Below are 19,748 nucleotides of genomic sequence, written 5' to 3'. Positions count from 1 at the left end.
TGACATATACAAAACATATATGTCAAGTATATTTTCGAAGTTATTGATCTTCTGCAAAAAAATATCTCTTTTAAGGAGAATGGAAAAATAATTACCAATAATAAGAAACCGCTGGGTGCCGCCGCTTACGAAAAAATTTACCGAAAGATTATCAGTCTGGAGTATGAACCGGGCCAGAGGCTGGAAGAAAATCAGCTTGTGAAGCAACTGGGAATCGGGCGAACTCCAATAAGAGAAGCTCTTTTGACTCTGTCAGCCGATATGATGGTTGAATCACAGCCCAATAAGGGGTTTGTGGTCAGCCCCATTACGATTCAAAAAACAAAAGCGGCATTTACCGCATTAAAGATTCTGGAACTGGGTGTGGCTGGTCTGGCTGTTCAGCGGGATGTCACCCACTATCTGTCACAAATGGAGATCGCCAATCGTTCGCTTAAAGACGTAATGGAAAAAATGAACATTCTTGGTCTGGTTGAAGCCAACAGCGCTTTTCACAGCTATTTCGCACACTGTTCAAACAACGACTATCTTATTCAGAGCTTGCATAAGGTTAGATGTGAAACAAACAGGCTGGCCTATTTATCCTATGGCAATGAAATAGATCCGTGTAACTCCCTGCACGAACATTATCAATCTGTTATCAGTGAACATAATGATATCATTAATTATATAAAAAAACGAGACGAGACCGGGCTTAACGAAACCATCTGCCGGCACATTAAAACGTTTCAAAAACGGATTATCCGCTATATGGCTTCATGACGTGCTGAATGTCAGCCATATTCAATCAACCCATTTATTCAACAGTAAAAGGAGGGAAAAATGAAAAAAGTAATACTTGTAATGCTTTGTCTTGGTGTGGTGATTGTATTTGCCGCTTCTGATGTATTGGCAAAAACAAAATGGGACGTTCATTTGAATTATCCGGCAGGTAATTTTCATTCAAAAGGCGCTCAACGGTTTGCTGACAGGGTAAAGGAAGCCACCAATGGCGAACTGGAAATTGTACTTCATCCGGGCAGCGCCCTTGGATTTAAGGGTCCGGAATTGCTTCGTGCAGTTGCAGAAGGCCAGCTTTCCTTAGCTGAAATTCCCACCGGAATGGTGGAAGGAGATGGTCCTGTTCTTGCGCTGACTGCACAACCATTTTTATCAACCAATGCTTTTGAACAAAGACTGTTGTATCAAATAGCCAAACCGACATACGCAAAGATACTTAAGAAATTCAACCAGATTACTCTTTATACATCTGTCTGGCCTTTTTCCGGGATCTATACCCAACGCTCTATTAAGTCTGAGGCTGATCTTAAAGGACTTAAAATGAGGGTGTATGACGGTACTGGTCTTAATTTTGGTAAGGCTACCGGCATTGCGGCACGAAAGATGCCTTTTAGTGAAGTGTATCCTGCCATGAAGGCCGGGCTGTTAGACTCCATGTATACATCATCCGTGTCAGGTGTGGATGCAAAGGCATGGGAAGTGCTCAAGTATTTTACACCGATCAATATAGTTGGCCCGGTGAATATGATGAATGTCAACATCAAGGCATGGAATAAACTGCCGAAAAGTATTCAGGCAAAGGTATTAGAAATTGCCGCTGATATGGAAGACGAAATGTGGAACCTGGCAGGTGACATGGATCGTAAGAGCAAAGCGACGCTTATAGAAAACGGAATGACTATTAACCCTGTGAGTAAAAAGTTCCGCTCAGAGCTTGAAAAAATCGGCAGCGAACTGAGAGCTACCTGGGCAAAAAAGGCCGGAAAAGACGCCCAGAAAATTCTAAAAGAATATGACAAGATTACAGGACGTTAAAAGCTATAATAAATAAGTTTTATAGTTTGCATAGGTCAATGAGCGGGATTTACATTCCAGCGCGTAGTCCCGCTCTTTTTTAGACCCTCATCTAAATTTTCTTATGGTGATATAATGAATACCCTCGTTCGCGTCATAGACAGTCTTAGTGACTGGTTGGCCAGGATTTCGGGTGTCATGCTGGGATTGATGACTATTTTAATCCTGGTTGAAATCTTTTTATGGAATGTATTTACAAAAACCACCCTTATAGCTGATGAATATTGTGCTTACGGTCTGGCCGCCATTATTTTTATGGGGGCCGGATATTGTCTCAAAGAAAAGGGACACATCAGAATTACCCTTGTGCTCGGCTTTCTTCCCAAAAAATTGTCAAGAGTGATCGCATGTGTAGCGACCGGAATCACCACCATTTTTATGGGATATCTGTGGTGGTATCTTTTTAAAATGGTGAGTGCAACATTTCGCTACAACTCAACTTCCGGCACATTGACGAATACGCCTTTATGGATTCCGCAGGCAATGATGCTAGTCGGTGCGGGGTGTTTTCTCATTCAGCTTTTTGCAACGACAATTAAAACCTTTAATGCTATCGGAGCGGGAGAGGATGTAATATAATGGAAGCGAGCATGGGATACATGTCCTTTATCGTGTTTGGAATTCTTTTTTTAACCCTGGCTTCCGGCATCTGGGTCGGTTTTTCCCTTTTCATCGTAGGTTTTATGGGGATGGTTCTTTTCGGCACTCTACCCGCTGGAAATAACATGGCCTCATCGTTGTGGGCAACCTGTGAAAAATGGGAATATGTGGCTCTTCCTCTTTTTATACTTATGGGTGAGATACTGTACCGATCCGGAATTTCTGAAAAACTCTTTAAATCTTTGGTTCCATGGCTTTATCGCCTCCCGGGGGGTCTTCTTTTGATGAATATTATCTCGTGCACTCTGTTTGCCGCTGTTTCAGGCTCAAGTGCTGCTACAACTGCCACAGTAGGGAGGATAACTCTGGCAGAGTTTGATAAACTCGGTTACGACAAGCGTCTGGCCATGGGGTCTCTGGCCGGGGCCGGAACACTCGGATTTCTCATTCCACCTTCCTTGATCATGATTGTTTATGCCATTCTCGCCGAAGTTTCCATCGGTAAAATGTTTATGGCCGGTATCCTTCCGGGTTTGCTTTTAGCGGGAATTTATTCGAGCTATATTATTTACCGGGGCATAAGGAATCCTGGAATTGCACCCAGAACACAGGAGAGCTACAGCTGGAAGGAGCGTCTGGTGGGTCTTAAGGACATCGCTCCGGTACTTATTCTCATCCTTATGGTTTTAGGAAGCATTTACGGGGGGATTGCGACTCCCACAGAGGCGGCTGCTCTGGGTGTTTTGGGAGCAACCATATTTGCCTATATCAACCGACGGATGAATAAAAAAATTATGTTTGAGTGTCTGATTGGCGCAGTCAAGACCAACGCTATGATTATGCTGATTGTGGTTGGAGCGGGTTTTTTATCAAGGGTAATGGGATTTCTCGGAATACCGACCGCCATCACCACAGCCATAACAGAGCTGAACCTTTCCCCTTACACGCTGATGTTGCTTCTGGGCGGGTTCTATATTTTATTGGGATGCCTTCTGGACGGTTTTTCCATTGTGGTGATGACGCTGCCCATCGCGCTACCAATGGTTGTTGCAGTTGGTTTTGATCCAATATGGTTCGGCATATATCTTATTTTAATGGTGGAGGTCAGCCAGATTACGCCGCCGGTGGGATTTAACCTTTTTGTTATACAAGGCTTGACCGGTGAACCGATTGTACAAATCGCCAAATATGCGTTTCCATTTTTCCTGCTGATGCTTATTACCACAGCTATTCTTACAATTTTCCCGGAAATTGCGCTGATACTTCCAAAATTGATGGTAGGAAAATAAAAAAGAATATATCGAATATCGAAGTGAGGATAAAAAAAAGTTGAGAGGACTTAATGAAAGCAATAGACCTTAACAGCGATGTGGGCGAAAGCTTTGGTGCATACAAGCTCGGTATGGATGAAGAAGTGATAAAATATATCACATCTGCAAACATTGCTTGCGGATGGCATGCCGGGGACCCCTCCGTAATGGAAAAAACAGTAAAAATGGCAGTTGAGCACGGGGTCGGTGTCGGAGCGCACCCGGGATATCCTGATTTGCTCGGTTTCGGACGCCGGAATATGAACTGTAGCACAAAAGATGTTAAAGACTACCTGGTCTATCAGATTGGCGCTCTTGAAGCATTTTGTAAAGTACATGGGACCCGGTTATGCCATGTCAAACCTCATGGTGCATTGTACCTTACGGCAGTTGAGAACCAAGAAGTTGCCCGTGCGGTTGCTGAAGCCATCGTCAGTGTGAATGACGATCTTTTTTACGTTGCTCTTGCAGGTAAAAAAGGCGAGCGTATGAGGGAAATCGGTCAGGAGGTGGGTTTAAAAGTGGTTTATGAAGCGTTTCCTGACCGGGTCTACACGCCGGAGGGAAATTTGCTGTCGCGAAAGCTTCCTGGAGCGGTGATCAAAGATCCCGAAGTTGTATCCAAACGGGCATTGAAAATGGCCAAGGAGGGCCAGGTGATCGCAGTAGATGGTAAAACTATCCCTTTGGAGGTCCAGACCCTTTGCGTTCACGGTGATACGCCGACTGCTGTTGATCTTGTCAAAAGCATCCGGACAATACTTAAAGATAACAGAGTCGAAGTTAAACCCATGATAGAATTTGCCTGATTGAAAGCACGAAGCATGATGCAAAATAATCTTTTTACCAAACCCTCTTTTCGTATTGCTGGAGATCGTGGGTTGCTGGTGGAATACGGTGATGAAATCGATCCTGATATTAATAACAAGGTCAGGTCCATGGCCATCGTTATGGAAAAGGAGTCATTGACAGGTGTTTTAGAAGTTATTCCAACATACCGTTCACTGTTGATTATTTATGAGCCGGACATGACAAATCCCACCAAGCTGGAAAAAGAAATTTTAGCTCTGGAAGAGCGTTTATCGACAATTAAAATACCACCACCGGATAGGGTCGAAATACCGGTTTGTTATGGAGGAAAGTATGGACCGGATATTCGGTTCGTGGCAGAACATAACTCTATAACCACAGATGATGTGGTTCGAATCCATTCAAGAGCGGAGTACCAGATTTATATGATCGGATTTACACCGGGTTTTCCGTTTTTAGGGGGGCTTCCGAAAAAACTTTACACTCCGAGGCTGGAAACTCCGCGTTCTTTTGTTCCCGAAAGGTCAGTGGGAATTGCCAACAATCAGACTGGAATATATCCTGTGGCAAGCCCGGGAGGCTGGCAGTTGATCGGGCGGACTCCGATAAAGTTGTTTGACCCGGAAAGCTCAAAGCCTTTCCTATACAAAGCAGGGGATAGGATTAAGTTTACGCCTATATCCGCTGAAGATTACAACAGACTGGCCGGGGAGGTAAGGAAATAATGGATGTATTTTCAGTCCTCACACCCGGCGCCTATACCACAGTTCAGGATTTTGGCCGTTTCGGGTATCAACAGGTAGGCATACCGGTTTGTGGCGCTCTTGACTCATTTGCTTTTAGTATGGCGAATATGCTGGTGGGAAATTCCGTTAACAGTGCCGCGTTGGAAATTACTGTTATGGGACCTCGCCTTGAAGTACTGGGTGAAGCAGATATCGCCATAACCGGTGCAGAGATGGGAATGACCATAAATGAAAAACCGGTGGAATGTTGGAGATCATTCGGGGTAAAATCCGGGGATACTATTGATATTAAACAGGTTAAAAGTGGTTGTCGGGCTTACCTTTCAGTGACCGGCGGCATTGACGTTCCCGATGTGATGGGAAGCCGTTCAACCTATGTGGGTGGCAATATCGGTGGGTATTACGGTCGTTTGCTTAAGCAGGGGGATATTATTAAAAGAGGAAAAGGGCAACGGCAAAACCAGGCGCGGCAACTTTCTTCCGTTGTGATACCAAAATATTCCTCTAATATTGTTATTCATGCGGTTGCCGGGCCTCAGGATGATTTTTTTAATGAAAGTTTAAAAACTTTGTTTAAATCAGAATTTATGGTCAGCCCAAAGGCGGATCGAATGGGATACAGGCTCCAGGGTCCTGTAATAACTCACCGGGATAACGTGCCCAAAAGTATTATTTCGGAACCAAGTGTGCCCGGTGGTGTTCAAATCCCTGCGGATGGGCAGCCGATCATACTGATGGTAGAGCAAACCGTGGGCGGATATGCAAAAATTGCAACCGTTATCTCCACAGATCTTGACAAAATTGCGCAAGCGACACCAGGAGACACGATCTGTTTTGAACAGGTGACTCTGGAAAAAGCGCATGCATTGTATCATGACCGTCATAAGCTGATGAAAGAGATAGAAGAAAAGCATATCATTGCGGCTTATAGTCGATAGTTCATAGGCTATAATATAATAATTTTTTCATCAAAATGGGTCAGCTGTTTCAAGCCTTCACTTGTTACCACATGGCTGTTCTCAATTCCAACCACTCCTTTTCCCGGAAAGATCAGTTTTGGCTCGAGTGCGATGGTCATTCCTTTTTCTAATTCAAGGTCCTGACCCTTTGCCAGAAAGGGATACTCATCCAGTTCAAGACCGATGCCGTGTCCGACAAAACGGATACGGGGAGCGTCGACTCCCATGAAAGATTTTTCAAAACCGAGTTTTTTGGTTAGCTCAAGGGCTATATGATACAGTTTGCCGGACCTTACTTTCGGTTTGGCTTCTTTTTTTATAACGGATTGAACTTTCAGCATGGAATCATGTGCTTTGAGCAGATCATCGGGAAGATGGCCCAGGGCAAAAACCCGCGCATGGTCCGACATGTAGCCGTTTAAGACAAAAACATAATCGACAAGCACAGGTTCACCGCGTTGAATCGGTCTGAGACCGGCGCTCTGCGACACAGCCGGGCTGACACCAGTGCCCCCTGTGGGAGAAGATAAATAACTAGGCACGGCAGCAGAAGGGCCCGACATTAAGTGTCCGTAAAACAATTCGCTGCCCCACAGTCTCATACGGACGAATCCCGAATGGCCCAGTTTCCGTGCCCTGGCTTCAACTTTTCCCGCAAGTTCGATTTCAGATATTCCTTCGTGGAGAAATTCCTGAACACAATCGGCTACCTGATCTGACATACGGCCAGCCTTTTGGATAAGGTCGATTTCATAAGCCGATTTTACAGCTCTTATGAGTCGTAGATGATGTGAAATATCTATAATCTTTGCATGTTCAAAGAGGCTGTTGTAGTTAAAATATAAATTGGCAGGAAGGACATCGAGTTCCATACCAAGAATACGGGGCAGTACGTATCCGTTATCATGCAACAGACTGCAAATTTGTCCGGTATTTTTTAAAGTCACCATATTCTTCAGTGAGGACTCTGCCCTGGCACGTTTATTATTTTTGTAAACCATTAGGATTGGATCTTTATCTGCAGGTACATATAGATGGGCATCCTGAATGGTTCCTGAAAAATAGAAAAGGTCTGCCTTTTGAAGGATCAGTGCGGCATCAATGTTGTTTTCACCAAGCCTTGTTTGGAGTTTCTTAATTCTTTTTTCCAGCTCTGATTTCGGTGTGTTTAAATCCGTGTTGAACATTTTTTCAGTTTCCATTTGGTCAAATATCCTGTTGTGTTGTAAAAGTGTTATAATTAAAATTGAAAGGGTATTATCATCACTTGTCTTTGCAGTCAAACAGCAACCTTGCCTTGAAAAAAGGGCAGTTGTGATGTATGCATGTTTTAGTTGAAAAAGTTGTGGGTCATTCAAGCGGAGAATTAAATGACAGCTTATTTTATCAGGCGTTTGCTTTTGATTGTACCGACGTTTATTGGAATAACCATTATGGTGTTCACCGTCACCCGTTTTGTTCCTGGTGGTCCCATTGAACGTATCATCGCTCAGGCTCAGCAGATGTCAGGCATTGAAGGTGGGAGAGGCGGAAAATCATCCACTGAGCAAACCCAGCCGCTTTCCGATGAACAGATCGAAGAATTAAAAAAATACTACGGGTTTGACAAGCCTATTCTGGCGAGCTATTTCCTCTGGCTGGGCAAAGTGCTGACCGGAGATCTTGGTACCTCAACCCGATATTACGATCCGGTCTGGGATATGATTAAGGAACGGATTCCCATATCTCTTTATTTCGGCATACTCTCTTTGATTCTGGTTTACGGGGTATGCATTCCCCTGGGCATTCTAAAGGCGATTAAGCATAAAAGCTCTTTTGATAATTTTTCATCAGTGGTGGTTTTTACCGGTTATGCCATACCCGGCTGGGTTGCCGGTGTATTTATGCTGGTGTTCTTTGCCTCACACTGGGGAATATTTCCCCTCGGAAACCTGGTGAGCGATGATTTTGAAGACTTTACGCTGATTGGAAAAATGCTGGATGTAATCTGGCACACAATTCTTCCTCTCATCGCTTACGTGATCGGGTCGTTTACCGTGATGACCCTACTGATGAAAAACACGCTTATGGATAACCTGGCTTCGGATTATGTGCGCACTGCCATTGCCAAGGGACTGCCATTTAGGGAGGCTATTTTTAAACACGCCTTACGAAACAGCCTGATCCCCATTGCGACCAGTTTTGGAAACAATATATCCATCATCCTTTCCGGTTCATTTCTTATTGAAACTGTTTTTAATATAAACGGAATGGGGCTACTGGGCTATGAGTCAGTTGTGGAAAGGGATTATCCCGTGGTGATGGGGATTCTGGTGATATCCTCTCTTCTTTTTATGATTGGAAATATTCTGTCGGATATATGTGTGGCTATTGTGGATCCCCGGGTAAAATTTGAATAAATTTTCATGCCTGACTGGGCACAACGAAGGTTCGTCCGGGGAATCGCCTATTTGCCCGGTACCGGACTTTACCATCTTATCTGGAAATGAACGTACGGTAGCAACCTTGATGAGATTATATTTGATCCAGCCCCAAGGGACAGAATCCCACGGCGGTGCTGATCGTCTCTGACTGTATCGGTTTAACTGAGAAGATAGGGGGCGTGTACGATACCGATATCATTTGTTAAGTCCGGTACCGGGCAAATAGGCGATTCCCCGGACGAACCGAACTAAAATTGAAAAACGACTGTTTGTTTCTAATGAATATGATGAAACTCAATCCGTTAACATTAAAAAAAATCAAGCGTTTCAAATCGATAAAAAGGGGATACTATTCCTTTATCATTTTCGTTGTGATGATCATTGCCTCTCTTGTTGCCGAACTGCTTGTCAATAACCGTGCAATTATGGTGTATTATGAAGGCGAGTTCTATTTTCCAACGTACACACAAATGATCACTGGAACCACATTTGGCTTAAGCTACGACTACGAGACAAATTACCGGCAGCTTGACAACCTCTTTGGTGTTGAAGGCAAAGGAAACTGGGTCTTGATGCCTTTGGTACCTTATAACGCTTACGAAAACGATTTGAAAAAAGACGAATTTCCACCTTTTCCGCCGTCTATAAAAGAAAAACACTATTTGGGCACGGACGCAGTTGGCAGGGACATTGTTGCCAGGCTTGTATATGGATTCAGAATTGCAATATTTTTCTCGCTTTTGCTTTTGCTGGTCAACTACGTGATTGGTGTTAGCATTGGAAGCGCCATGGGGTTTTGGGGCGGAAAATTCGACCTGATTTTCCAACGGATCATCGAAATCTGGTCAAACGTGCCATTTTTATATGTGATCATTATTATTGCTTCCATCATGGTGCCAAATTTTTTCATGTTGATTTTGATCATGGCATTTTTCGGTTGGATCGGTATCACCTGGACCATGCGAACGGTGACTTACAAGGAAAGAGAAAGGGAATATGTGCTTGCCGCCAGGGCTTTGGGGTCTTCCAGCCTTCGCATCATATTCAAACACATCATTCCCAATACCATTGCGATCATTGTCACTTTTGCTCCCTTTGCGGTTTCAGGTGGAATCGTCGCTCTGACCTCCCTTGACTATCTGGGATTTGGATTGCCCCCCCCCACACCGAGTTGGGGCGAGCTGTTGCAGCAGGGCTGGAATAATCTGGATGCCTGGTGGATCGCAGGTTCGGTTATTATTGCAATGATTGTGACGCTGATCACTGTTACCTTTATCGGAGAAGCGGTAAGAGAAGCCTTTGACCCTAAATTGCATACCACCTATGAGTAATTCGCAATTGTGGCTTTTATGACCATTGTAGTTTAAAGCAAAGAGATGTGAAAGGGTTATGGCAACAACATCCAAAGAAAAAACTTTTTTGTTAGCAGTTGCTCTAATTGCCATGATGTTTTTGCTGGTTGTGTTTATGGTTGCATACCAGAGTAAAAGCTCAGGAGAGGTCGGATCGAGCCAGGCGAACTTGGCTGAAAACAAGGTGATTTTCAAAGCAGATATTTCTAAAACACCTCTTCCCCCTAACTTAAAATGGTTAACCAATAATTCGGACCGTGTTTTTTCAGCTGTAAAAACAGAAAAGGGAGGGACTTTGAAGCTATCCGTTAGGAGCTTCCCGTTGACCTTTCGCACCGTGGGACCCGATTCAAACACTGAATTCAGAAGCGCGATTCTCGGTAACCAACTTTCCCTGATAGGGCTTCACCCTAATACCATGAACATCGTCCCGGAACTTGCCACCCACTGGGCTTATGGCAAAGATAAAAAAACGATGTATTTTAGGCTCAACAAATCTGCCCGATGGTCCGACTGGGCGCCTGTTACAGCGCATGATTATGCCTATACCATAGAGTTTATGCGTTCGAAATATATTGTGGCACCTTGGTACAATAACTATTACACGGAAGAAATTGAGAACGTCATTGTTTATGATGACCACACCTTGGCAGTTATTAGCACCAAAGCACAACCCGATCTCCATCTTAAACTTTCACTGGCGCCGACTCCCAGGCATTACTTTGGTCAACTCAAAAGTGATTTTGTGAGGAAATACAACTGGAAAATTGTACCAAACACAGGACCTTATCAGATATCCGATTTTAAGAAAGGCAAATATGTAAAGTTCAAACGAAAAAAGGAATGGTGGGCCAAAGAACTGCGCTATTTCAAAAATCGATTTAACGTGAATCGTGTCATATTTAGTGTGGTAAGGGAGGACAATCTAGAATGGGAGTATTTCAAAAAAGCAAAGATTGATGTTTTCGATTTGGGATTGCCCAAGTACTGGCATGTCAAGAGCCATACACCGGTCATTGATCATGGTTATGTTAATAGAGTATGGTTTTACAACGATACAACCCGGTCGCCTTTTGGAGTATGGCTCAATCAGGACAAAGATATTTTTAAAGACAGAAATGTGAGGTATGCTTTTGCACATGCTTTGAATATGCAAAAGGTGATTGAGGAAGTGCTACGGAACGACTTTATTAGGCTTGAACACGGTTATGTGGGTTACGGACCCTATTCAAATAACAGTATTAAAGCCAGGCGGTTTGCTCTTGAAAAGGTAAATGATTACATGAAAAAAGCAGGTTGGGAAAGAGGTGCCGACGGTATATGGGTGAAAAATGGGAGGCGCTTTTCGGTGGAGATGACTTACGGCTCTGAACATCATACCCCCAAGCTGGTGGTTTTAAAAGAGGAAGCCAAAAAGGCCGGGGTGAAATTGAGACTTTCCAAGCTGGATCCAAGCGCATGGTACAAAAAGATTAGCGAAAACCGCCATGAGGCGGTCTGGATGGGATTTGGCACCAACCTTCGACCTTCGTATTGGCAAACCATTCATTCGGACAACGCGCATAAACCTCAAACCAATAATGTTACCAATACGGATGATGCTGAACTGGACAAGCTGATTGAAACATATCGAAATTCTCTTGATGAACAAGAAAGAATAAGACTGTCACTGATCATTCAACAGAAGATCCATGAAATAGGAGCATTTGTTCCGGAAGCCATGAAGCCTTATTTGCGTGTGGCATACTGGAGATGGTGGCGGCTTCCAAAGATCCCGGGAACGAAACATTCTGAGAACCTGTTTGCTCCCTTTAACAGTTTTACCGGCGGACTTTTCTGGTACGACCAAAAGCGGTATGAAGAGACTAAAAAAGCCATGAAAAAGAAAAAAACGTTTTTGCCGACGACCATTATAGATAAAACATACAAGGACAATTGACCGGACTTAAGCCAATGACTGAAAGGAATAATAGTTGAACAACCCAGTGATTCTAGAAGTTAAAAACCTTGTTACCGCCTTTGATACTGAACAGGGCCGGATTCGAGCGGTTGAAAATGTCAGCTTCGCAGTAAAGAAGGGCCAGACTCTGGGAATTGTGGGGGAATCCGGGTGTGGGAAAAGTGTCACCGCACTTTCTATCATGAGGCTTCTGCCAAAACCCATCGGTATCATTGAAAACGGGGAAATTATTTTTCATGATAAAGACATTGCCAAGCTTCCTGCAGAAAAGATGCATGAAATAAGGGGATATGGCATCTCCATGATTTTCCAGGAACCGATGACTGCGTTGAACCCGGTGCATAAAATCGCCAGACAACTCGGTGAAGTTTTTCAGCTCCATTTTCCGAAAATGAACGATAAAGAGATCCGGGAAAAATCGATTAAAATGATCCAAAAAGTGGGTATTCCTGAGCCAGTACAGCGGATGGAGGAGTATCCCCATCAGATTTCAGGGGGCATGCGTCAGCGGGTGATGATTGCAATGGCTTTGGCAGGTGAACCGGATATCCTGATTGCCGATGAACCCACCACAGCACTTGATGTCACCATACAGGCACAGATTTTAGAATTGATGGAAATTTTGCAGCGGCAAACCGGTATGGCCATCATTTTCATTACACACGCCCTTGGGGTGATCGCGGAAATCTGTGATGATGTTTTGGTCATGTATGCCGGTCAAATAGCAGAAAAAGCGCCGGTGAAAGAACTCTTTAAAAATCCAAAACACCCTTACAGTATGGGTTTGCTTTCATCAATTCCAAGACTTGAAAATGAAAGAAAAATCGAACTGAACACAATTAAAGGCATGGTACCGAGTCTTTACGAATTGCCCAAAGGATGTCGATTTCAAAACCGTTGCCCAAAGGCCATGCCGCGTTGCCAAATCGAAGTACCACCGCTGAAGTCAGTGGGTGAGAACCATTTGGTGAGTTGTTTTCTCTATTAAATCCTGAGGGCAAGAGATTTGGTGACGATAAGGTTTGAAAACTGACAAGTTAAACTTCGTATTGGGTTTGATTTGAAATCAATCGAGCTAAAAAAATATGTCCGAGTATTTGCTGGCAGTTAAAAATCTGAAAATGCATTTCCCCATCCACGGGGGTATACTCTGGAGGCGAATTGGCAAAGTATATGCCGCTGACGGAATTTCCCTTAAAGTAAAAGCAGGCGAAACCGTTGGACTGGTGGGAGAATCCGGTTGTGGCAAAACAACGGTCGGTCGCAGTATAGCCAGACTCTATAGGCCGACTGAAGGAAAAGTAATATTTGATGGAAAAGATATGTCGCATATCAGCCGCAAGGAACTTAGAGAGTTGCGGAGGGATTTGCAGATTATATTTCAAGATCCTTTTGAATCATTGGATTCCAGGCAGACGGTGGGTGATATTCTGGAAGAACCTTTTATTATTCATGGAATTGGTACATCCGAAATGCGCAAGATAGAGGTAAACAAACTGCTTGAACGAGTCGGGCTTAATGAAAATGCCATCAATCGGTTTCCCCATGAATTCAGCGGCGGTCAGCGACAGCGAATTGGTATCGCAAGGGCTATCGCACTGAAACCAAAAATGATTATTTGTGATGAACCGGTATCTGCCCTTGATGTATCAATTCAATCACAAATTTTAAATCTGCTTTTAGAGCTTCAGGAGGAGATGAAACTATCTTATATTTTTATTGCTCACGACCTTTCAGTGGTAAAACATATTTCAGATCGTATTGCCGTGATGTACCTGGGCAAAATCGTGGAATATACGGATGCCGACACCCTTTATCAAAGGCCTGCGCATCCTTATACCCATGCACTCATATCGGCCATTCCGGTTCCTGATCCTGCTATAAGAAAGAAAAAACAGATTCTAAAGGGAGATGTTCCCTCACCGATCCATCCACCGTCCGGGTGTGTTTTTCATACCCGCTGTCAGTATGTGACAGATCGTTGTAGGAAAGAAGAACCGGAATTGTCTCCTGCACCTGGAAGCATTGGAAAGAATCATTTGCAGGCATGTCTTCGTGCTGGAGAATTGTCTTTTAAAGGATAAATGTGGTGATCCAAACCATCATTTCAAAATCGAGATTTGTTCACCAGAAATATGCTAAACGATATGTTGGGCTATATTTTTTATGCGACCGGCTTTTTTGTCAGCCTTTATTTATTAAAAACATCTGCAACCGCAGTCTTCACAAGATCCTCATCCGGAATATAGGGGATGGTAATCTGGTCGCTGTTTGGATTGTTACGATTATATTCCATAGCAACGGACATGGCGTTGGGGTTGCGCGCCCAGTTCCTTCTGGCCACCCCACCCAAAACATCCCATGAAAGGGCCGACCGAATAATTTTATCAATTCTTTCACTGCCGTCCAATACCAAACCAAATCCACCATTGATCGCTTTTCCGATGCCTGTTCCACCTCCATTATGCAAGGCCACCAGAGACATACCTCTTGCGGCATTACCGGCAAAACAGTGGATGCTCATATCTGCAGTGACGTTACTTCCGTCTTTGATATTAGCGGTCTCTCTGAAAGGGGAGTCGGTTCCGCCGGGGTCATGGTGATCCCTGCCGATCATGATGGGGCCGACTTCGTTGTTTCTCACCAGCTCATTAAATTTCAAGGCGATTCGCATGCGTCCTGCGGCATCCTGATACAGGATGCGGGCCTGGCTTCCCACCACCAGTTTATTCTTTTCCGCGTCCCTAATCCAAACATAATTATCCCGGTCTTCTGCTCTGCGTTTCTGGTCAATGCAGTGCATGGCCGCATGATCGGTTTTCACCAGATCCTCATGCTTTCCGCTCAGGCAGACCCAGCGGAACGGACCATATCCATAGTCAAAAATGGGTCCCATAATATCTTCAAAATAGGATGGAAAGATGAAACCGTCTTTGTCGTCTTTTCCATTTTTTGAAATCTCTTTGACTCCTGCGTCAAAAACAGCTTTCATGAAGGAATTCCCATAGTCAAAAAAATAGACGCCTCTGTCTACCAAAATTCTAACCAGCTCAAAATGATGCTTAAGACTTTTATCCACTTGCTTTTTGAAAGCAGCCCGGTCTGAGGCAAGAAGCTGCGTTCTTTTTTCAAAAGTAATGCCCTGCGGGCAGTAACCGCCATCATAAACAACATGGCAGGAGGTCTGATCGGTGAGAAGATCCACCTTAATATTCTGGGCAACTATGTATTCCAAAAGATCCACTATGTTGCCATGATAGGCAATGGATAGAGGGGTTTTCGACTTTATCGCCTCATTTGCTTTTGCAAAGACATCGTCAAGATCAGAAGAGATTATTTTAACCCATCCTTGTTCGTTCCTGGACTGAATGCGAGAGAAATCCACCTCGGCAATGATTGATACTGCGCCGGAAATTTCTGCGGCTTTAGGCTGAGCCCCGCTCATGCCACCCAGACCGGATGAGACAAACAACAAACCCTGCAAATCTTCGTCAGGTCCGACATTGCATTTTAATCGTGCTGCATTGAGCAACGTATTATAGGTGCCATGGACAATGCCCTGTGGGCCGATGTACATCCAGCCGCCGGCAGTCATCTGGCCGTAGCTGGAAACACCCATTTGAGTGGCAACTTCCCAGTCTTTCAAATTATCATACAATCCAACCATTAAGCCGTTGGTGATAATTACCCTGGGATTTTCAGGTCCGGATTTGAACAAGCCAAGAGGATGGCCGGATTGAACCACCAGTGTCTGCTCTTCGGTTAGTGCTTCCAAGTACATCTTAATCAGTCGATATTGCATCCAGTTTTGACATACACTACCGGTCTCGCCATATGTAACCAGCTCATAGGGATAGAGAGCCACGTCAAAATCTAAATTATTATCGATCATGAGTTGAAAAGCTTTACCTGCCAGACAGTTACTACGATAGGAGTCAATGGGTTTTGCCTTTATATGTCCTTTGGGTCGATAACGATAACCGTAGATTCTTCCTCTTTCCTTTAGTTCTTTTAAAAATTCCGGTACCAGCACAGGCTGAAGTTTTTCCGGGATGTAACGAAGAGCATTTTTTAAGGCAATTTCGGTCTGATTCTTAGAAAGACGGAATCCTCTGTCAGGCGCACGGCGAATGCCTTTAACAAATTCTGGCATTTCCGGAAGTTTATCATCCAACTTGATATTCATTGTTTTAGATATTTGATGATTGGAAAGCATTTTCATGTGAATCATGTCTCCTTAATAAGGTGGGTTGTCAAATGATGGAGTTTTTAGTTGATCCCGTGCGGTTACTCTCCAGTAAAATAAGTTGTATATACATTTTATGTTTATACAATATATTTTTTAATTGTCAAGAAAAATATCGACAAAATAGATTGAATATGCAATAGCTTGTCAGTCCTGTAATATAGTTTAATGATAAAATAGGATAAAATATTTGATTTACAACATAAAGAAATATAACGTTTATTTGGCTCATTGCCAACACAGTTTTAAAATGTATTGATGTATATACATTTATTGCTGGAATAATAAAGATAAAGAATGAGAAATCAAAATACCAAATGCCAGCAAATTAAGCAGCATCTTCTTCAAGGCATCAGGCTGAATCATTTTAAAGCGGCCTTGCCATCAGAAAATCAGCTGGCAAAGAGGTTCACCGTCAGCCGCATGACTGCGCGCAGAGCATTAACCGAGCTGGAGAATGACGGTTATGTTAAACGAATTCAGGGGAAGGGGACTTTTGTAAAAAAGCGTAATTTTTCACAAGGATATTTTAAAGTTCAACCCTCATGGCAACAGGCCGAGGAATTAAACGTAAAACTGACCACAAAAGTATTACAGCTTCAACCTGTAGCCGAGCCTCCACAGGAAGTTGTCGAAAGGCTACAATATAAACAGCAAACAATTCTTGCGCGACGGTTGCATTTTTTTAATGAAAAACCGGTTCGATACGAAATCAGATTTTTACGTGGAGATTTATGCGGCGGTATTCTTTGGGAAAATTTAGAAAAAATATCCATACACGAGCTTTTAGTGAAAAAGTTCAACCTACCGCTTACCAAAGTCTGGCAACGAATGACCGCTTTGTCCATGACAAAAGAAATTGCAGAAATATTCCATGAACCTCCCGGTCATCCTGCTTTTCATATCAAGCGTTTAACTTATACTTTCGAAAAACCGGTCACATTTGTGGAATATTATATCCGTGGTGAACTTGCATTTGAAGATAATTTCAAGCCGGGTGAAAAAATTGATCAGAAGTCATTAGGAATTTTATATTAGAGATATTTAAAACAAAGAATAAAAACTTGACATAAAAAATGAGGACTGTTACCAGAAATATAAGATGTATATACAACTAATTTGAAAATGCGCATTCAAAAAAGTATATATTAATAATTAAAGTTAAATTGTATATACATATTTTAAGATTTGAAATAAAAAACGATTATTGTAGGATGAAGAGGGTGACAGGTTTGATCGTGGTTTATAAAATTGTTCCATATTGGCTGAGATATACAAATTAATTTCGGTATATTACACATATATAAATTTTGAAAACATGATAAAAAGGAGGTACGGAAATGATTAAAAGAATTTCGGTGATTGTTTTGGTATTATTTTTGGGTATAGCGGTGGTAGCAGGGATTGCAATGGCTGATAAAAAAATTAAAATTGGACTCAATGTTCCCTTGACAGGCTTTGCAGCATCCGATGGCAAATCGGCATCAGAGGGTGCAAAACTGGCATTGGAACAAATCAACGAAGCAGGGGGGATTCATGGCAAGATGATTGAACTGGTGATATACGACGATCAGGCACAGCCATCCCAAGCAATACATATTGCAAATAAACTTATTGGTCAGGACAAAGTCGTCATAGGTGTTTCCGGTAGTTATTCCGGTGCAACAAGGTCAGCTGCCGGTGTGTTTCAGGAAGCAAACATACCCTTTATATCCGCTTATGCCATCCATCCGGACATCACACGTGCCGGTGATTATGTTTTCCGAACTTCTTTTTTGGGTGAGATTCAGGGGCGCGCTGGGGCAAAGCTTATAGGAAAAATATTAAACAAAAAACGCGTGGTCATCATCACCCTTAGAAATGATTTTGGAAAGTCGTTGGCTGCCGGATTTAAAAATGCAACCGATAAGTTTGGTGTCAAAGTAATTAATGAATACCAATACTCCATCAAGGACAGAAAATTCGGTTCGATAGTGGCCAAGGTCAAATCGGACAATCCAGATGCCATTTATGCATCCGGGTACTACTTTACTGCCGGGCCTTTGGTAAATCAGCTTAGAGCCGCCGGTGTGACTGTACCAATTATCGGCCAGGAAGGATATGATTCACAAAAATTCATTGAGATTGCCGGTAAGGCATCAGAGGGGGTGATCATCACCACCAGCCTGGACCGCGACTCGGATGTTGCTGAGACCAAAAGTTTTATCAAAAAATTTGAGAAAAAAGCCGGTTTCAAAGCAGATATGGTGGCAGCTTCAGCCCATACAGCCATCATGGTCGCTGCTGATGCCTTAAAGCGGGCCGGATCGACAAATCCAAAAGCCTTGAGAAAAGCTATAGCTGAGACTAATCTTAAGGTTTCTACCGGCACGATTGCCTTCAACAAGCTGGGAGAAGTCATGAAGGCTGTTCAGAATCAGATAGTCAAAAGTGGTAACTGGCACAGGCATTCGATTATTGATGATCCAAAACTCCTTGCCCCACCGGAAGAATAAATCTGTTTGACGCATACCTGGAAGGGTAAACTCTAGACAGGTTTACTATTCTTATGATCCAGATGGAGGTAGAGATATAAACTCTGCCTCCTGAAGGATGATCTGCGGGATATTCACCGGGAGTCGACTTTTATGCTATACCTAGAATTGTTGATTCAAGGACTCATTTACGGCAGTATGTATGCCATGATTGCCGTGGGGCTGACTCTGGTCTACGGTTTGCTTCGCATCCTGCACGTGGCTCACGCAGGTCTTTTAGCCATGGGAGCATATCTGGGACTAATTATAACCAACGCCACAGACAGCTTGACACTGGCCATGATTTCTTCAGCCGTAATTGTCGGCATCGTAGGTATGTTAATGTATCGTATCTGCTACCAACCCATCCTTAACCGACCCCCATACGTTGCTCTAATCGCCTCGATAGGTCTGTTCATTGCCATGGAAGAGATATTTCGTCTGGTTTTCGGACCCTATGGACTGACTTACAACAATCCACCGCTTCAATCACAGATCAGCTTTGTTGGTGTCAACCTGAGGACCGCGGAGATTAGTATGGTAGTCACCGCTATCGTCTTGCTGGGTTTGCTCTCATACATGGCTCAGAGCACAAGGATCGGTATCGCATGGCGGGCTACGGTGGACGATGCGGAGATGGCCAAGTCTTTCGGCATCGACACCATTAAGGTTAGATATCTGAACTTTTTTATCGGCTCCGCTTTAGCCGCTATTGCCGGAATTTTTATTTCTCTTCTTAGCAATATAGTCGAGCCAACCATGGGCGGCGTTCCCAGTTATAAGGGTTTGGCTATCATAGTCCTGGGCGGTTTGGGAAACGTCAGAGGTACTCTCATTGCTTCACTGCTGCTGGGCGTGCTCGAAGCTTTTGGCACTATTTACATTGGCGACTTTTTGGACCGTGATGCCATCGCATTCGCATTTTTAATCGTGGTCCTCATGATCAGGCCCCAAGGATTGATATCCGGGAGATAG

17 protein-coding genes are annotated in these 19,748 nt (G+C 43.5%); 15 read left to right on the top strand and 2 right to left on the bottom strand.

The window, feature by feature from the left end; all coding sequences use genetic code 11:
• The first annotated feature begins 6 nt into the window (after positions 1–6).
• The 7 genes from SWH54_02565 (at position 7) to SWH54_02535 (ending at position 6,258) form a co-directional block, all read left to right on the top strand.
• Positions 7–762, top strand: a complete 756-nt coding sequence (locus tag SWH54_02565; protein ID MDY6790131.1) for a GntR family transcriptional regulator — start codon at positions 7–9, stop codon at positions 760–762.
• Between the two features lie 60 nt (positions 763–822).
• Positions 823–1,815 (top strand): TRAP transporter substrate-binding protein, encoded by a 993-nt coding sequence (locus SWH54_02560; protein MDY6790130.1) that lies wholly within the window; start codon positions 823–825, stop codon positions 1,813–1,815.
• 114 nt (positions 1,816–1,929) lie between these two features.
• The gene (locus tag SWH54_02555) at positions 1,930–2,433 is read left to right on the top strand and encodes a TRAP transporter small permease (protein MDY6790129.1); all 504 of its coding nucleotides are present in this window, start codon (positions 1,930–1,932) and stop codon (positions 2,431–2,433) included.
• On the top strand, positions 2,433–3,743 hold the full coding sequence (locus SWH54_02550) for a TRAP transporter large permease subunit (GenBank protein ID MDY6790128.1): 1,311 nt from the start codon (positions 2,433–2,435) through the stop codon (positions 3,741–3,743). Before SWH54_02555 ends, SWH54_02550 begins: the two co-directional genes overlap by 1 nt.
• A 53-nt stretch (positions 3,744–3,796) precedes the next feature.
• Entirely contained in the window at positions 3,797–4,573 is a 777-nt protein-coding gene (locus SWH54_02545; GenBank protein MDY6790127.1) for a 5-oxoprolinase subunit PxpA, read from the top strand.
• Positions 4,574–4,588: 15 nt separating this feature from the next.
• The gene (gene pxpB, locus SWH54_02540) at positions 4,589–5,299 is read left to right on the top strand and encodes a 5-oxoprolinase subunit PxpB (GenBank protein ID MDY6790126.1); all 711 of its coding nucleotides are present in this window, start codon (positions 4,589–4,591) and stop codon (positions 5,297–5,299) included.
• Positions 5,299–6,258, top strand: coding sequence for a biotin-dependent carboxyltransferase family protein (locus SWH54_02535; GenBank protein ID MDY6790125.1), 960 nt, complete (start codon positions 5,299–5,301; stop codon positions 6,256–6,258). Before pxpB ends, SWH54_02535 begins: the two co-directional genes overlap by 1 nt.
• Positions 6,259–6,266: 8 nt before the next feature.
• Here the strand turns inward: SWH54_02535 and SWH54_02530 are convergent, their stop codons facing one another.
• Positions 6,267–7,481, bottom strand: coding sequence for a Xaa-Pro peptidase family protein (locus SWH54_02530; protein MDY6790124.1), 1,215 nt, complete (start codon positions 7,479–7,481; stop codon positions 6,267–6,269).
• Between the two features lie 168 nt (positions 7,482–7,649).
• Between SWH54_02530 and SWH54_02525 the strand changes: the two genes are divergently transcribed.
• The 5 genes from SWH54_02525 (at position 7,650) to SWH54_02505 (ending at position 14,098) form a co-directional block, all read left to right on the top strand.
• The gene (locus tag SWH54_02525; protein ID MDY6790123.1) at positions 7,650–8,678 is read left to right on the top strand and encodes an ABC transporter permease subunit; all 1,029 of its coding nucleotides are present in this window, start codon (positions 7,650–7,652) and stop codon (positions 8,676–8,678) included.
• A 311-nt stretch (positions 8,679–8,989) separates the two neighbouring features.
• On the top strand, positions 8,990–10,033 hold the full coding sequence (locus tag SWH54_02520) for an ABC transporter permease subunit (GenBank protein MDY6790122.1): 1,044 nt from the start codon (positions 8,990–8,992) through the stop codon (positions 10,031–10,033).
• 58 nt (positions 10,034–10,091) lie between these two features.
• Positions 10,092–11,993, top strand: coding sequence for an extracellular solute-binding protein (locus SWH54_02515; GenBank protein ID MDY6790121.1), 1,902 nt, complete (start codon positions 10,092–10,094; stop codon positions 11,991–11,993).
• A 34-nt stretch (positions 11,994–12,027) separates the two neighbouring features.
• Positions 12,028–13,002, top strand: a complete 975-nt coding sequence (locus SWH54_02510; GenBank protein MDY6790120.1) for an ABC transporter ATP-binding protein — start codon at positions 12,028–12,030, stop codon at positions 13,000–13,002.
• A gap of 97 nt (positions 13,003–13,099) precedes the next feature.
• Positions 13,100–14,098: an oligopeptide/dipeptide ABC transporter ATP-binding protein gene (locus SWH54_02505; protein MDY6790119.1), complete on the top strand. Its 999-nt coding sequence runs from the start codon at positions 13,100–13,102 to the stop codon at positions 14,096–14,098.
• 107 nt (positions 14,099–14,205) lie between these two features.
• Here SWH54_02505 and SWH54_02500 read toward each other — a convergent pair whose 3' ends face one another.
• The gene (locus tag SWH54_02500; protein MDY6790118.1) at positions 14,206–16,230 is read right to left on the bottom strand and encodes a urocanate hydratase; all 2,025 of its coding nucleotides are present in this window, start codon (positions 16,228–16,230) and stop codon (positions 14,206–14,208) included.
• A gap of 327 nt (positions 16,231–16,557) precedes the next feature.
• On the opposite strand from SWH54_02500, the gene SWH54_02495 reads away from it, so the two are divergent.
• From SWH54_02495 to SWH54_02485, 3 genes are all read left to right on the top strand, one after another.
• Positions 16,558–17,298 carry a GntR family transcriptional regulator gene (locus tag SWH54_02495; GenBank protein MDY6790117.1) on the top strand — a complete coding sequence of 247 codons (741 nt, stop codon included), beginning with the start codon at positions 16,558–16,560 and terminating at the stop codon, positions 17,296–17,298.
• Positions 17,299–17,600: 302 nt separating this feature from the next.
• Positions 17,601–18,755, top strand: coding sequence for an ABC transporter substrate-binding protein (locus SWH54_02490; protein ID MDY6790116.1), 1,155 nt, complete (start codon positions 17,601–17,603; stop codon positions 18,753–18,755).
• Positions 18,756–18,887: 132 nt separating this feature from the next.
• Positions 18,888–19,748 (top strand): branched-chain amino acid ABC transporter permease, encoded by an 861-nt coding sequence (locus SWH54_02485; protein ID MDY6790115.1) that lies wholly within the window; start codon positions 18,888–18,890, stop codon positions 19,746–19,748.

The organism is Thermodesulfobacteriota bacterium, from assembly GCA_034189135.1.
Taxonomy (GTDB): domain Bacteria; phylum Desulfobacterota; class Desulfobacteria; order Desulfobacterales; family JAUWMJ01; genus JAUWMJ01.
This window is presented reverse-complemented; position numbering and strand designations above follow the sequence as displayed.

Excerpts from the sequence above, each read along its gene's own strand:
- SWH54_02495 (MDY6790117.1), top strand. The coding sequence starts at position 16,558 with ATGAGAAATCAAAATACCAAATGCCAGCAAATTAAGCAGCATCTTCTT.
- SWH54_02525 (MDY6790123.1), top strand. The coding sequence starts at position 7,650 with ATGACAGCTTATTTTATCAGGCGTTTGCTTTTGATTGTACCGACGTTT.
- pxpB (MDY6790126.1), top strand. The coding sequence starts at position 4,589 with ATGATGCAAAATAATCTTTTTACCAAACCCTCTTTTCGTATTGCTGGA.
- SWH54_02560 (MDY6790130.1), top strand. The coding sequence starts at position 823 with ATGAAAAAAGTAATACTTGTAATGCTTTGTCTTGGTGTGGTGATTGTA.
- SWH54_02515 (MDY6790121.1), top strand. The coding sequence starts at position 10,092 with ATGGCAACAACATCCAAAGAAAAAACTTTTTTGTTAGCAGTTGCTCTA.
- SWH54_02550 (MDY6790128.1), top strand. The coding sequence starts at position 2,433 with ATGGAAGCGAGCATGGGATACATGTCCTTTATCGTGTTTGGAATTCTT.
- SWH54_02490 (MDY6790116.1), top strand. The coding sequence starts at position 17,601 with ATGATTAAAAGAATTTCGGTGATTGTTTTGGTATTATTTTTGGGTATA.
- SWH54_02535 (MDY6790125.1), top strand. The coding sequence starts at position 5,299 with ATGGATGTATTTTCAGTCCTCACACCCGGCGCCTATACCACAGTTCAG.
- SWH54_02555 (MDY6790129.1), top strand. The coding sequence starts at position 1,930 with ATGAATACCCTCGTTCGCGTCATAGACAGTCTTAGTGACTGGTTGGCC.
- SWH54_02485 (MDY6790115.1), top strand. The coding sequence starts at position 18,888 with ATGCTATACCTAGAATTGTTGATTCAAGGACTCATTTACGGCAGTATG.
- SWH54_02505 (MDY6790119.1), top strand. The coding sequence starts at position 13,100 with ATGTCCGAGTATTTGCTGGCAGTTAAAAATCTGAAAATGCATTTCCCC.
- SWH54_02545 (MDY6790127.1), top strand. The coding sequence starts at position 3,797 with ATGAAAGCAATAGACCTTAACAGCGATGTGGGCGAAAGCTTTGGTGCA.
- SWH54_02520 (MDY6790122.1), top strand. The coding sequence starts at position 8,990 with ATGAAACTCAATCCGTTAACATTAAAAAAAATCAAGCGTTTCAAATCG.
- SWH54_02500 (MDY6790118.1), bottom strand. The coding sequence starts at position 16,230 with ATGCTTTCCAATCATCAAATATCTAAAACAATGAATATCAAGTTGGAT.
- SWH54_02530 (MDY6790124.1), bottom strand. The coding sequence starts at position 7,481 with ATGGAAACTGAAAAAATGTTCAACACGGATTTAAACACACCGAAATCA.